Below are 13,115 nucleotides of genomic sequence, written 5' to 3'. Positions count from 1 at the left end.
GCGCTACCCTCGTCCCATGCCGCCCCTGTTCCATCCCTGGCTGCGCGAAGCCCGCCTCGCCGCTGTGCGCGGCGGCGGCTGGCGGCGCGGGCGCGGGGCTGTCGCGGCGCTGGCCGCGGCGGTGGTCGTCAGCCTCGCGCTGCGCGCGTTCGGCGGCGAGGCGGCGGCGTTGCCGGCCGCGTTGCCGCGCCTGATCGCGCAATTGCCGCTACCGTTCGTGCTGCTGGCGTTGGCGACGTCCTACGCCAGCGCCCGCGCGCGCCTGGCCGGGCTCGACGAAAACCTGCGCCACGGCTGGTGGGCGGCGGCGCCGCTGGAGCCGGCGCGGATCACCCGCACGCTCGCACTGCTCGCGATACTCGGTGCGGCGGCCGCGCTGCTGGCCAGCGCGGGCCTGCTGGCCGCGCTCGGCGGCGACGGCGCGCGGCTGCGCAGCGCCTTCTTCGTTCTTGCCGCCGGCGTGGTGCCGGGAACTGCGCTCGGGCTGATCGCCGCGCTGCGCCAGCGCCGCCGTCCCGCCCAACGCCTGCGCGAAGGCGCGCGCGCGCCGCTGTTCGGCCTGCGCTGGCTCGACGACGCGCGCCTGCCGCACCTGAGCGACTGGCAGCGCCGCGAAGCGCTGCTGCGTTGGCGCCGCGGCGGCCACGCCTGGATGATCGGCGCGGTGCTGATGGGCTTGCCGGGATCGACCGCGCTCGCGGCCGGCGCCGGCGTGCTGCTGATCGCCACCGCGCTGGCCTGGTTCAGCCTGCTCGCCCAGGCCTGTGCGGCCGCCACGGTCGCCGCCGGCAGCGCGCTGGCGGCGACGCCGTTGCCGCGGCGCGATCTGGCTCGCGCGGCCTGGCGTTATCCCGCGTTCGCGTTCGTGTGCGCCGGCGCGATGGCCGGCGCGGGTGCGGCCTTGCTCGGTCTTGGCTGGCGCGCCGCGCCGGCCTTGCTCGCCGCGGGCGCGCTGTTGTGCCTGCCCGCGCTGGCGGCGCTGCGTCCGGGACGGCGGCCATGAACGCGGCGCTGGAACTGCAAGGCCTGCAGCACCGCTACGACGAGCACGCCGTGCTGCACGGCATCGACCTGCGCCTGATGCCGGGCGACTTCGCCGCCTTGATCGGCCCCAACGGCTCGGGCAAGACCACCTTGCTGCACTGTCTGGCCGGGCTGCTGCGCCCGAGCGCGGGACGGGTGCTGATCGGCGGCCACGACCTCGCCCGCGAACCGCTCGCGGCGCGGCGCGCGCTCGGCTTCGCGGTCGATCCGGCGCGCCTGCCGCCGCTGCTGAGCGGGCGCGAATGCCTGCGCCTGTTCGCCGGCGCGCGCGGCCTGGACGCGATTCCCGAGCCGACCCTGGCGCTGTGCGCGACGTTGTCGCTGCAGCCGATGCTCGACCGCCGCATCGGCCAGTACTCGCTCGGCACCCGGCAGAAACTGGCGATCGCGCTGGGCCTGCTCGGCGAGCCGCCGCTGCTGGTGCTGGACGAACCGCTCAACGGCCTGGACCCGCTCAGCGCCTATGCGCTCAAGCGCTATCTGCAGCAGCTGGCGCGCGAACGCGGAGTGGCGGTGTTGCTGGCGACGCATTCGTTGGACGTCGCCGAGCGTTTCATTACTCGCGCGGCGCTGCTGGTCGAGGGGCGCTTGCGGCGGCAGTGGGATGCGCATGAACTGGATGCGATCCGCGCCGATCCGCAGCGGTCGCTGGAGCAATCGATGGTCGGGGCCTTGGCCGGCGATTGATGCGTGAGCGACCTGGGGCCCCTGTAGGAGCGGCGCGAGCCGCGACTGCGGGGTAGCCGGTCGCGTCGTAAGCGCGGTGTCGCAGTCGCGGCTCGCGCCGCTCCTACAGGTAGATCGCATGGATCGTGGGCCGCGGGATTGGGGCAGGCCGCGCCGGTCGCGGCCTGTTACCATGCCGCCCGTTCGCAGAAGAGAGGCGCCGGCCGATCGCCGCCGCCCGCCGAAGGCGCAGGCTCCCATAATCGCTCAGGCCCGGTTCGCCGAATCAGAAGTTCCTTCGGATTCGCCGCACCAGAACACTGCAACGACATCGCCGATCTGGAGAGAGGCCGCATCGACGGCCCACCGAAGGGGCAAGCGGCCCGGCCTCGCCGGCGCCGCGCAAACTCTCAGGTAAAAGGACAGCGGGAGCGGCGCCGCGGCTCAGGCCGCGGAAACCGATGCGCATCGCTGCGCGCGCCCTGGCGTGCGCGGCCCCGCCGTCCGCCTGCGTCCGCTTCGCGACGCAGCGCCTGCGCGCGCATCGGTTCCCGCGCCGCCGCGGTCTTCCCGACCGTTGCCGGAGACGTTGCCGTGTTGCTGCAGATCATCTACCTCATCGCCATCAGCGCCGAAGCCATGACCGGCGCGCTAGCCGCCGGGCGGCGGCGCATGGACCTGTTCGGCGTGGTCATCATCGCCTGCGTCACCGCGCTCGGCGGCGGTTCGTTGCGCGACATCGTGCTCGGCCACTATCCGCTGGGCTGGGTGCGCCATCCCGAGTACCTGGGCTACACCGTCGGCGCCGCGTTCGCGGCGACCATCGTGGCCAAGAAGCTGCACTACCTGCGCCGCACCTTCCTGTGGCTGGACGCGCTGGGGCTGGTCGCCTTCACCCTGATCGGCTGCGCGGTGGCGCGCGAAGGCGGGCACCAGCCGGCGATCGTGGTCGTGGCCGGCATGCTCACCGGTGCGTTCGGCGGCGTGCTGCGCGACGTGCTGTGCAACGAGATTCCGCTGGTGTTCCAGCGCGAGCTGTATGCGGTGGTGTCGTTGCTGACCGGCGTGGCTTATCTGCTGTTGCTGCGCCTGGGCGTGAGCGAGGACGTGGCGGTGCTGGCCTGTCTTGGTGGCGGCTTCGCGTTCCGCCTGCTGGCGATCCGCTACGAATGGGAAATGCCGAAGTTCGTGTACCAGTGACTCACTCGGCCAGCGCCTGTGCGACGCGTTCGCGCAGCGCCGGCACCAGTTCGCGTTCGAACCACGGATTGCGCTTGAGCCACAGATTGTTGCGCGGGCTGGGATGCGGCAGCGCGAGCAGCCGCGGCCAATGCGCGCGCCACGCGGCCACCGCCTCGGTCAGCGAGCGCGCCTCGGGCAGGTGCCAGGCTTGCGCGTACTGGCCGACGGCGAGGGTCAGCCTTATTCCGCGCAGATGCGGCGCCAGCTTCGCCTGCCACGCCGGTGCGCATTCGGGCCGCGGCGGCAGATCGCCCGACTTGCCCTTGCCTGGGTAGCAGAAGCCCATCGGCACGATCGCCACGCGCGCGGCGTCGTAGAAGGTGTCGCGGTCCAGTCCGAGCCAGTCGCGCAGGCGTTCGCCGCTGGCGTCGTCGAAGGGGATTCCCGATTCGTGCACCTTGCGCCCCGGCGCCTGCCCGGCGATCAGCAGCCGCGCGGTTTCGCTCGCCTGCAGCACCGGGCGCGGGCCGTGCGGCAGGTGCGCGGCGCACAGGGTGCAGGCGCGGATCTCGCGCAGCAGCGTGGGGAGGGAGGCCATGGGGCTATGGTAAGTCCGGAGGCTGGGGGGAGGTTGGCGACTGGAGATAGGAGATAGGAGATGGGAGATGGGAGATGGGAGATGGGAGATGGGAGATGGGAGATGGGAGATGGGAGATGGGAGATGGGAGATGGGGGATCGGGGATGTGGCGAACGCGCGGCCTGCTTTTGCTCGTCATCCCCGCGAAGGCGGGGATCCAGGGCTTCATCGCGACATGACTCTGAAGTCTCTGGATCCCCGCCTTCGCGGGGATGACGGTAGGCAGGAGGCGTAGCGGCTCGTAGCCTTTCCCGAATCCCGAATCCCGAATCCCGAATCCCGAATCCCGAATCCCGAATCCCGAATCCCGTCCCCAATTCCCGAATCCCGATTCTCCAAAAAACTACGCCGGCCAAAAGGCCGGCGCAGTCATCCGAAGCGACCACCCCTCACTCGGTGATATCGCGATCCTTAGTCTCAGGCAGGAACAACGCACCGATCACCACGGTGAACGCCGCCACCACCACCGGGTACCACAGGCCGCTGTAGATGTTGCCCGTCGCCGCCACGATCGCGAACGCGGTGAACGGCAGGAAGCCGCCGAACCAGCCGTTGCCGATGTGGTACGGCAGCGACATCGAGGTGTAGCGGATGCGGGTCGGGAACAGTTCCACCAGCCAGGCGGCGATCGGGCCGTAGACCATCGTCACCAGCAGCACCAGGAAGGTCAGCAGCGCGATCACCTTGGGCTTGTTGATCTGCGCCGGATCGGCCTTGGCCGGGTAGCCGGCGGCGGCCAACGCGTCGGTCAGTTGCTTGCCGAAGGCTTCGGACTGGGCCTTGAACGCCGCGCTGTCGAGCGCTTCGCCTTCGAAGCTGTTCAACGTGGTACCGCCGATGCTGACCGTGGCCAGGCTGCCGGCCGCGCCGGGCGCGTTCTGGTACGGAATGCCCTTCTTCGCCAACGCCGACTTGATCACGTCGCAGGACTGCTTGAACGCGGCCTTGCCGACCGGATCGAACTGGAACGCGCAGCGCGCCGGATCGGCGGTGACGGTGACCGGCGAGGCGGCGACCGCGGCTTCCAGCGCCGGGTTGACGTTGTGGGTGATCGCCTTGAACACCGGGAAGTAGGTCAGCACCGCGAGCAGACAACCGCCGAGCACGATCACCTTGCGCCCGATCTTGTCCGACAGCCAGCCGAAGAAGACGAAGCCGCCGGTGGCCAGGGCCAGGGCGATGGCGATGAAGATGTCGGCTTGGTTGGGATCCATGCCGAGCGTCTTGGTCAGGAAGAACAGCGAGTAGAACTGGCCGCCGTACCAGACCACGGCCTGGCCGGCGGTCGCGCCGAGCAGGGCCAGCAGCGCGATCTTGCCGTTCTTGGAGAAGAAGCTCTCGGTGATCGGCGCCTTGGAGGTCTTGCCCTCGGCCTTCATCTGCTGGAACAGCGGCGATTCGGCCAACTGCATGCGGATCCACACCGACACGCCGAGCAGGATCACCGAGACCCAGAACGGAATGCGCCAGCCCCAGGCTTCGAATTCTTCCTTGCCCAGGTAGTTGCGGCAGCCCCAGATCACCAGCAGCGACAGGAACAGGCCGATGGTCGCGGTGGTCTGGATGAAGCTGGTGTACAGGCCGCGCTTGCCGTTGGGCGCGTGCTCGGCCACGTAGGTCGCCGCGCCGCCGTACTCGCCGCCCAGCGCCAGGCCTTGCAGCAGGCGCAACACGATCAGGATGATCGGGGCGAGGATGCCCAAGGTCGCGTAGCTGGGCAGGATGCCGACCAGGAACGTCGACAGGCCCATCAGCACGATGGTGACCAGGAAGGTGTACTTGCGCCCGATCATGTCGCCGAGCCGGCCGAACACCAGCGCGCCGAACGGCCGCACCGCGAAGCCGGCGGCGAAGGCGAGCAGGGCGAAGATGAACTGGCTGGTCTCGTTGAGGCCGCCGAAGAACTGCTTGCCGATGATGACGGCGAGCGAGCCGTACAGATAGAAGTCGTACCACTCGAAGACGGTGCCGAGGCTGGAGGCGAAGATCACCTTGCGGTGGTCTTTCGTCAGCGGCGCCGCGTGCGGAGACGGGCTGGCGGTGGTGCTGGACATGGGCTGTTCCCCCGAACAGTGGATGGAAGCGGGCCGTGGCCCGCCGGGGTTTTTTCTTTTCGTCGTTGCTGCGCTTGCAGGTGGTGTCGCGAGCCTTCATGCCCGCATCGAAACCTTCGGTCCGTCATCCCCGCGAAGGCGGGGATCCAGAGACTTCAGCGCCATGCCTGGATGAAGCCCCGGGTTCCCGCTTTCGCGGCAACGACGGGTGGGAGGCGGCGCAGTCGCCGCCCGATATCGCATCGATCAGAAGCTGTACTTCACATGCGTCTGCAAGCGATTGAGCTCGCCCTTCTCGCCAGTCTCGATCTCGCGCTGGCCCCAGATGTACTCCGCGCCGATGTCGAGCTTCGGGATCGGCGTGTAGATCAGGTTGACGTGCGCGGACTGCGCCGACTTGGTGATGCCCAATCCGGTCAGCGCGGTGTCGTTGTCGTACTGCGCGCGCGAATAGAACAGGTTGCCGCGCAGCTTCGGACTGAACACATGGCGCCAGCCGACGAAGCCGGAGATCAGGTCGATGTTCTCCAGCCCGCCGTTGGCGTCGAGCACCGCGTCGTTGTTGAGCGCCAGACCGACATAACGGCCGATGCCGCTGCCGGCGGTCACCATGTAGCGCAGATCGTCGCTGGCGCCGAGGTTCCACTTGCCCGACACGCTGATGCCGTAGCCGCTGGCGCTGTCGTTGGCGCGGCCGTTCTGGTATTTGAGCTGCCGCGCCAGCGCGCCGACGCTGAAATGGCCCCAGTCGCCCTTGGCGGTGTAGCGCGCGGTCACGTCCGGCACCGCGCCGTCGTCGCCGGCGACCTGGGCCATGTTGCCGCGGAACGGCGTGTACACCGTTTCCGGATTCTCCACCGAGAACGACCACGGCCCGCTGGTGTAGCGCAGCTGGGCCTGGCGCACGAACACCGTGCCTTCGGTCGGGCCGAGGAAGTCGACCGTGTCCGGCAGCGCGTTGGCGTCCTGGAAGTTCGACCAGGTCTGGCCGGCCAGCCACTTGTTCCAGGTCACGTAGGCGTGGCGCACGGTCAGCGCATAGGTGTTGGTGGCGATCTCGTTGCCGGTGAAGGCGGTGGAGCCGCCGCCGAACAGATCGAATTCCAGATAGCCCTTGAGCTTGTCGCCGCTGTCCAGGTCGGTATCGGCGGCGAACCAGAAGCGCGAGAAGTTCGCGCCCATGTCGGTGTCCGCGCCGCCTTCGCGGTTGGCCTTGCCGCCCACCGGGATCGCCTTGGGCACGTAGAACAGCCGGCCGACCGAACCGTCGGCGATGTCGCCGGCGTCGGTCGAGGTGACCGAGGCATCGAGCTTGATGAAGCCGCCGTAGCTGAAGCGCGTGCCCGGATTGGCCGAGGGGCTGATGGTGCTGGACTGGATCGGATTCTTGGCCGCCGGCGCCGGCGCCGCCGCCACCGCGGGCGCGGCGGCCTGCGCGGTCTTGACCTCGGCGACCTGGGTCTGGACTTGCTGCTGTTGCGAGACCAGTTGCTGGACCATGCGCTCCAGTTCGGCCACGCGCGCTTCCAGTTCTTTTTCCTTGGCGGTCTGGGCCAGGGCATGGCCGGGCAGCAGCAGCGCAAGCAACACCGAAGCGGCCAGCAGCGAACGGCCGCGCGTGCGCGCCGGTTCTGCATGGGCCCTGGCGTGCGCCCCCGCGCCGCGTGTGAGCAGGCTAGACAACATCGTGATTCCCTCCCGAGGAACGCCGCCCGGAACGTGCGGCCGCGGCCAGCCTGCGCGCCGCCGCGCCGGCGCCACCATTCGCCATTGGTCGAAAAACGACGCCTGTCTGCGCGGCTTACGACCATCGTCTAACGCCGCGGGGGCGCCGGCGTTGTTGCGCTGCGGCACACTGCGTGGACCGCGAGCGGACGTGCGCGGAGGGCGAAACGGCGTCGGCCGTCCGTTATCCTCGCAGGTCCGCGTCCGACCCCACGCAGCCACGGCACATCGCACGGAGCCCCCATGAGCAACCCCGCCAGCGTCCATCCCGTCGACCCGGCGTTCGCCGCCCAGTCGCGCTACACGCGCGAGGAATACGAGCGCCAGTACGCCGAGTCGGTGCGCGATCCGGACGGCTTCTGGGGCCGCATCGCCCAGCGTCTGGACTGGTTCAAGCCGCCGAGCAAGATCAGCAACGTCAGCTACGACCTGGGCGACTTCCGCATCAAGTGGTACGAGGACGGCGAGCTCAACGTCAGCGTCAACTGCCTGGACCGCCACCTCGCCGAGCGCGGCGACAAGACCGCGCTGTTGTTCGAGCGCGACGATCCCAGCCAGCCGGCCGAACCCATCACCTATCGCGAGCTGCACGCGCGCGTATGCCGCCTGGCCAATGCGCTGCGCAACCTCGGCGTGGCCAAGGGCGACCGCGTCACCATCTACCTGCCGATGATTCCCGAGGCGGTGGTGGCGATGCTGGCCTGCGCGCGCATCGGCGCGATCCACTCGGTGGTGTTCGGCGGTTTCGCGCCCAATTCCATCGCCGACCGCATCGCCGATTGCGCCAGCAAGCTGGTCATCACCTCCGACGAAGGCCTGCGCGGCGGCAAGAAGATCGCGCTCAAGGCCAACGTCGACGCCGCGCTGAAGCTGCCGGGCACCCACTCGGTCGAGACCGTGATCGTGGTGCGCCACACCGGCGCCGCGGTCGACATGCAGATGCCGCGCGACCGCTGGTACGACGTCGTCGTCGAAGGCCAGAGCGAGCAGTGCGAGCCCGAGCGCATGAACGCGGAAGACCCGTTGTTCATCCTCTACACCTCCGGCAGCACCGGCAAGCCCAAGGGCGTGCTGCACACCACCGGCGGTTATCTGGTCTACGCCAGCTTCACCCACGAGGCGGTGTTCGATCTGCGCGAGGACGACGTCTACTGGTGCACCGCCGACGTCGGCTGGGTCACCGGCCACAGCTACATCGTCTACGGCCCGCTGGCCAACGGCGCCACCGCGCTGGTGTTCGAGGGCGTGCCGAACTATCCGGACGTGTCGCGCTTTTGGAACGTGATCGACAAGCACAACGTCACCATCTTCTACACCGCGCCGACCGCGATCCGCGCGCTGATGCGCGACGGCGACGAGCCGGTCAAGAAGACCTCGCGCAAGTCGCTGCGCCTGCTCGGCACGGTCGGCGAGCCGATCAATCCCGAAGCCTGGCGCTGGTACTACGACGTGGTCGGCGACGGCCGCTGCCCGATCGTCGACACCTGGTGGCAGACCGAGACCGGCGGCATCCTGATCACGCCGCTGGCCGGCGCGATCGACCTCAAGCCGGGTTCGGCGACCAAGCCGTTCTTCGGCGTGCAGCCGGCGCTGGTGGACGCGAACGGCAAGCTGCTGGAAGGCGAGGCCGAGGGCAATCTGGTGCTGACCGCGTCGTGGCCGGGGCAGATGCGCACCGTCTACGGCGACCATGCGCGTTTCATCGAAACCTATTTCAAGACCTACCCGGGCAACTACTTCACCGGCGATGGCTGCCGCCGCGACGCCGACGGCTATTACTGGATCACCGGCCGCGTCGACGACGTCATCAACGTCAGCGGCCATCGCATCGGCACGGCCGAAGTCGAGAGCGCGCTGGTGCTGCATCCCAAGGTCGCCGAAGCGGCGGTGGTCGGCTTCCCGCACGACCTCAAGGGCCAGGGCATCTACGCCTACGTGACCCTGATCGCCGGCGAGGCGCCGAGCGAGGAGCTGCGCAAGGAACTGGTGGCCTGGGTGCGCAAGGAAATCGGCCCGATCGCCACGCCCGACCACCTGCAATGGGCGCCGGGCCTGCCGAAGACGCGCTCGGGCAAGATCATGCGCCGGATTCTGCGCAAGATCGCCGAGAACGCGCCGGACCAGTTGGGCGACACCTCGACGCTGGCCGATCCGTCGGTGGTGGAGAGCTTGGTGAACGAGCGCTTGGGCAAGTAAGCGCAGCCGCGTCGGAAGGCGGGCAAAAGGCAAAACGGCGGATCGGGGCGACCCGGTCCGCTTTTTTTTGGGGCCGGCGTAGGTCGGTTTACCCCCTGTAGGAGCGGCGCGAGCCGCGACCAACCGAAGCCACGTACGAAAGCGCAACCTCCCGAAGCCGAAACCCCCCAAAGCTTCCCCAAAAACAACCCGCGCTCCCCCAAGCCCCCATCCCGCGAAAGCAGGGATCCAGGCAGCGCCCCCAAGCCGTCATTCCCCGAAAGCAGGGATCTGCGCAGCACCCCAAGCCGTCATCCCCGCGAAAGCAGGGATCCGGGTAGCGCCCCAAGCCGTCATCCCGCGAAAGCAGGGATCCGGGCAGCGCCCCCAAGCCGTCATTCCCCGAAAGCAGGGTTCTGTGAGCGCCCCCAAGCCGTCATCCCCGCGAAAGCAGGGATCCGGGCAGCGCCCCAAGCCGTCATCCCGCGAAAGCAGGGATTCGGGCAGCCCCCAAGCCGTCATCCCCGCGAAGGCGGGGATCCAGGGCTCCATCGCGACAGGGCTCTGAAGTCTCTGGATCCCCGCCTTCGCGGGGATGACGGGCTGGAAGAAGCGCGAGCTGTGGGTAGAGCGTTGTTGTCGGGACGGCGTTTGGGGGAGGGCCGGGCTTCGGTGGGCTGCGCTTTCGTACGCGGCTTCGGTTGATCGCAGCTCGCGCCGCTCCTACAGGACGGCCTCCGGCTCCCTCGCCTCCGGCCGCCCAAGCGTGTCGATTCCACCAAACCCAATTCGTCGTCCTCTCAGAAGCCGGCCTCCCGCCGGCCCAGACGAGGACCACGACCATGAAATTCATGCTGATCGTCAAAGCCACCGCCGACAGCGAAGCCGGCGTCATGCCCAGCACCGAGCTGCTGACCGCGATGGGCGCCTACAACGAGGAACTGGTCCGCGCCGGCGTGCTGCTCGGCGGCGAAGGCCTGCACCCCAGCTCGCGCGGCGCGCGCGTGCACTTCGACGGCCGCGCGCGCCGGGTCGCCGACGGGCCGTTCGCGGCGCCGGGCGAGCTCATCGCCGGGTTCTGGCTGATCCAGGCGCGCTCGCTGGAGGAAGCGGTGGAGTGGGTCAAGCGGGTGCCGAACCCGGACGGCTCGCAGTCGCAGATCGAAATTCGCCAGGTGTTCGACGCCGCCGATTTCGGCGAGGCGCTGACGCCCGAGCTGCAGGCCGCGGAAGAACAGCTGCGCGAGCAAGTGGCCGGCCGTCACTGAGCTGCGGGGCCGGGCTGTGGGAGGGCCTTCAGGCCCGGGGCGCTTGATTCGGATCGCCGCGACCTGAGCCAAGAGCATCGGGCCTGAAGGCCCTCCCACAAGGGCATCGGGCTAGAAGCCCCTCGCACAAAAATCTCGGCGCGTTTTGTCGATTCGCCCGCGCCGCATTCGTCGTCTTATCGAAGCCGCACCGATCCCGCGGTGCCGCGCTTCCCCCTTTCATCCGAACCAGGAGCCGCCACCATGCAACTCAACACCTACCTGTCCTTCAACGGCGATTGCAAGCAGGCCTTCGAGACCTACCAGAAGATCCTCGGCGGCAAGATCCACGCGCTGATGCCCTTCGCCGACAATCCGGGCTGCGAGCACCTCAGCGACGCCGAGCGCGGCAAGATCATGCACGGCTGCTACGAGCTCGACGGCTTCATGCTGATGGGCACCGATGCCACTCAGGCCTGTCCCTACGAGGCCATCAAGGGCGCGCACGTGACCTTGAGCCTCAACGACCCGGAGGAGGCCGCGCGCATCTTCAAGGCGCTGGCCGAGGGCGGCAAGATCGAGATGCCGCTGCAGGAAACCTTCTGGGCGCTGGCCTACGGCATCCTCACCGACCGTTTCGGCGTGCCGTGGATGCTCAACTGCGTGCAGGCGATGGGCTGCGTGGAAGGCCAGGAGCACGGCCAGGCCGCGGCCTGATCTGCGTTCGCGGCCGGACTTGCGATCGCATCGGCGCCCGCCGCCGCCGCGATCGCGCCCGGCCGGCGCCAGCCGCGGCATCTTCATCCACCGTCATTCCGGCGAAAGCCGGACTCCATTTCGATTTTTTGCGCTTCGCGCGAAAGCTACAGCAAAGTGGGTTCCGGCTTTCGCCGGAACGACGGGGTGGGAACGCAGCAGGATGCGGCACGCGTCCGGCCCGATTCCACCGCACGCCGTTCATCCCGCCTGCCCGCGCCGTGCTCCGGCTCCAGCGCGGCGGTTGCGGATAGACGCCCCGTTGGCTCTTGCGACCCGGCCCGCGAGGTGGTGTCATCCGTCGCCATGACGGCCACCGACACCCACCGCGCCATCGACGCCGTCTGGCGCATCGAATCGGCCAAGCTCATCGCCGGTCTCACCCGCATGGTCCGCGACGTCGGCCTGGCCGAGGAACTGGCCCAGGACGCGCTGGTCGTGGCGCTGGAGAAATGGCCCGAGACCGGCGTGCCCGACAATCCCGGCGCGTGGCTGATGCAGACCGCCAAGAACCGCGCCATCGACCGGCTGCGGCGGCGCAAGCTGCTCGACCGCAAGCACGAGGAGATCGGCTACGAGCTCGAATCCGACCAGGACAGCGCCGAAGACCGGTTCTTCGACAAGCTCGACGACGACATCGGCGACGACTTGCTGCGGTTGGTGTTCATCTCCTGCCACCCGGTGCTGTCGACCGAGGCGCGCGTCGCCCTGACCCTGCGCCTGCTCGGCGGCCTGACCACCGACGAGATCGCCCGCGCCTTCCTCGCCGCGGAGCCGACCATCGCCCAGCGCATCGTCCGCGCCAAGCGCACCCTGGCCGATGCGCAGGTGCCGTTCGAGGTGCCGCGCGGCGAAGAACTCGCGCAGCGTGTGGCCTCGGTGCTGGAAGTGATCTACCTGGTGTTCAACGAAGGCTATTCGGCCACCGCCGGCGACGACTGGATGCGGCCGAACCTGTGCGAGGACGCGCTGCGCCTGGGCCGGATCCTGGCCGGGCTGATGCCGAAGGAGCCGGAAGTGTTCGGCCTGGTCGCGCTGATGGAAGTCCAGGCCTCGCGTTCGAAAGCGCGCACCGGCCCGGACGGCCAACCGATCTTGCTGCTCGATCAGGACCGCTCGCGCTGGGACCGGCTGCAGATCCAGCGCGGCCTGGCCGCGCTGGAGCGCGCGGTGCAACTGGGCGGGTCCGACGGCCCCTATGTGCTGCAGGCCGCCATCGCCGCCTGCCACGCGCGCGCGGCGACCGCGCAGGACACGCCGTGGGCGCGCATCGCCACGCTGTACCAGCGTCTGGCGCAGCGCACGCCCTCGCCGGTGGTCGAGCTCAACCGCGCGGTCGCGGTGTCGATGGCGTTCGGCCCCGAAGCGGCGCTGCCGCTGGTCGAGGCGCTGATGCAGGAACCGTCGATGAAGCAGTACCACCTGCTGCCGAGCGTGCGCGGCGACCTGCTGTTCAAGCTCGGCCGTCGCGCCGAAGCGCGCGCCGAGTTCGAACGCGCCGCCGCGTTGACCCGCAACGCGCGCGAACGCGAGTTCCTGCTCGGCCGCGCGGCGCAGTGCGATTGAGGCGATGCGCCGATTCCCCCTGTAGGAGCGGCGCAAGCCGCGACCGAGACACCGCAGATACG

The 13,115-nt window shown here is 69.2% G+C and carries 10 protein-coding genes, 2 pseudogenes and 1 riboswitch; of the genes and pseudogenes, 8 read left to right on the top strand and 4 right to left on the bottom strand.

Features of this window, described 5'->3' with window-relative positions; all coding sequences use genetic code 11:
* Positions 1-16: 16 nt before the first annotated feature.
* From BLU84_RS20935 to BLU84_RS20925, 3 genes are all read left to right on the top strand, one after another.
* Positions 17-1,003: a hypothetical protein gene (locus tag BLU84_RS20935; protein ID WP_074871720.1), complete on the top strand. Its 987-nt coding sequence runs from the start codon at positions 17-19 to the stop codon at positions 1,001-1,003.
* Complete coding sequence (locus BLU84_RS20930; RefSeq protein ID WP_074871718.1) at positions 1,000-1,731, top strand: ABC transporter ATP-binding protein; 732 nt, start codon at positions 1,000-1,002, stop codon at positions 1,729-1,731. Before BLU84_RS20935 ends, BLU84_RS20930 begins: the two co-directional genes overlap by 4 nt.
* 308 nt (positions 1,732-2,039) lie before the next feature.
* Positions 2,040-2,144, top strand: a riboswitch (glycine riboswitch).
* Positions 2,145-2,304: 160 nt separating this feature from the next.
* Positions 2,305-2,910 (top strand): trimeric intracellular cation channel family protein, encoded by a 606-nt coding sequence (locus tag BLU84_RS20925; RefSeq protein WP_074871715.1) that lies wholly within the window; start codon positions 2,305-2,307, stop codon positions 2,908-2,910.
* Position 2,911: 1 nt separating this feature from the next.
* Here BLU84_RS20925 and BLU84_RS20920 read toward each other — a convergent pair whose 3' ends face one another.
* The 3 genes from BLU84_RS20920 to BLU84_RS20905 all read right to left on the bottom strand — a co-directional run bounded on the left by BLU84_RS20920 (position 2,912) and on the right by BLU84_RS20905 (position 7,270).
* Positions 2,912-3,490, bottom strand: coding sequence for a uracil-DNA glycosylase family protein (locus BLU84_RS20920; protein ID WP_074871714.1), 579 nt, complete (start codon positions 3,488-3,490; stop codon positions 2,912-2,914).
* A gap of 429 nt (positions 3,491-3,919) precedes the next feature.
* On the bottom strand, positions 3,920-5,584 hold the full coding sequence (locus BLU84_RS20910; RefSeq protein WP_074871710.1) for an MFS transporter: 1,665 nt from the start codon (positions 5,582-5,584) through the stop codon (positions 3,920-3,922).
* 246 nt (positions 5,585-5,830) lie between these two features.
* Complete coding sequence (locus tag BLU84_RS20905; RefSeq protein ID WP_233431195.1) at positions 5,831-7,270, bottom strand: DcaP family trimeric outer membrane transporter; 1,440 nt, start codon at positions 7,268-7,270, stop codon at positions 5,831-5,833.
* A gap of 282 nt (positions 7,271-7,552) precedes the next feature.
* Here BLU84_RS20905 and acs point away from each other — a divergent pair, with 282 nt between their 5' ends.
* Positions 7,553-9,505, top strand: a complete 1,953-nt coding sequence (acs, locus tag BLU84_RS20900; protein WP_074871708.1) for an acetate--CoA ligase — start codon at positions 7,553-7,555, stop codon at positions 9,503-9,505.
* Between the two features lie 821 nt (positions 9,506-10,326).
* Positions 10,327-10,752, top strand: coding sequence for a YciI family protein (locus BLU84_RS20895; protein WP_074871705.1), 426 nt, complete (start codon positions 10,327-10,329; stop codon positions 10,750-10,752).
* A gap of 24 nt (positions 10,753-10,776) precedes the next feature.
* On the opposite strand, the pseudogene BLU84_RS28845 reads toward BLU84_RS20895, so the two are convergent.
* Positions 10,777-10,839 (bottom strand): annotated as a pseudogene (locus BLU84_RS28845) (DUF6053 domain-containing protein); the annotation flags it as partial.
* Between BLU84_RS28845 and BLU84_RS28840 the strand changes: the two are divergent.
* From BLU84_RS28840 to BLU84_RS20885, 3 genes and pseudogenes are all read left to right on the top strand, one after another.
* Positions 10,820-10,867: pseudogene (locus tag BLU84_RS28840) on the top strand (DUF6053 domain-containing protein); the annotation flags it as partial. The pseudogenes BLU84_RS28845 and BLU84_RS28840 sit on opposite strands and share 20 nt — an antisense overlap.
* A gap of 128 nt (positions 10,868-10,995) precedes the next feature.
* Positions 10,996-11,448, top strand: coding sequence for a VOC family protein (locus BLU84_RS20890; RefSeq protein WP_074871704.1), 453 nt, complete (start codon positions 10,996-10,998; stop codon positions 11,446-11,448).
* 345 nt (positions 11,449-11,793) lie between these two features.
* The gene (locus BLU84_RS20885) at positions 11,794-13,053 is read left to right on the top strand and encodes an RNA polymerase sigma factor (RefSeq protein ID WP_074871701.1); all 1,260 of its coding nucleotides are present in this window, start codon (positions 11,794-11,796) and stop codon (positions 13,051-13,053) included.
* The last annotated feature ends 62 nt before the right edge of the window (positions 13,054-13,115 follow it).

The organism is Lysobacter enzymogenes, assembly GCF_900106525.1.
Taxonomy (GTDB): domain Bacteria; phylum Pseudomonadota; class Gammaproteobacteria; order Xanthomonadales; family Xanthomonadaceae; genus Lysobacter; species Lysobacter enzymogenes.
This window is presented reverse-complemented; position numbering and strand designations above follow the sequence as displayed.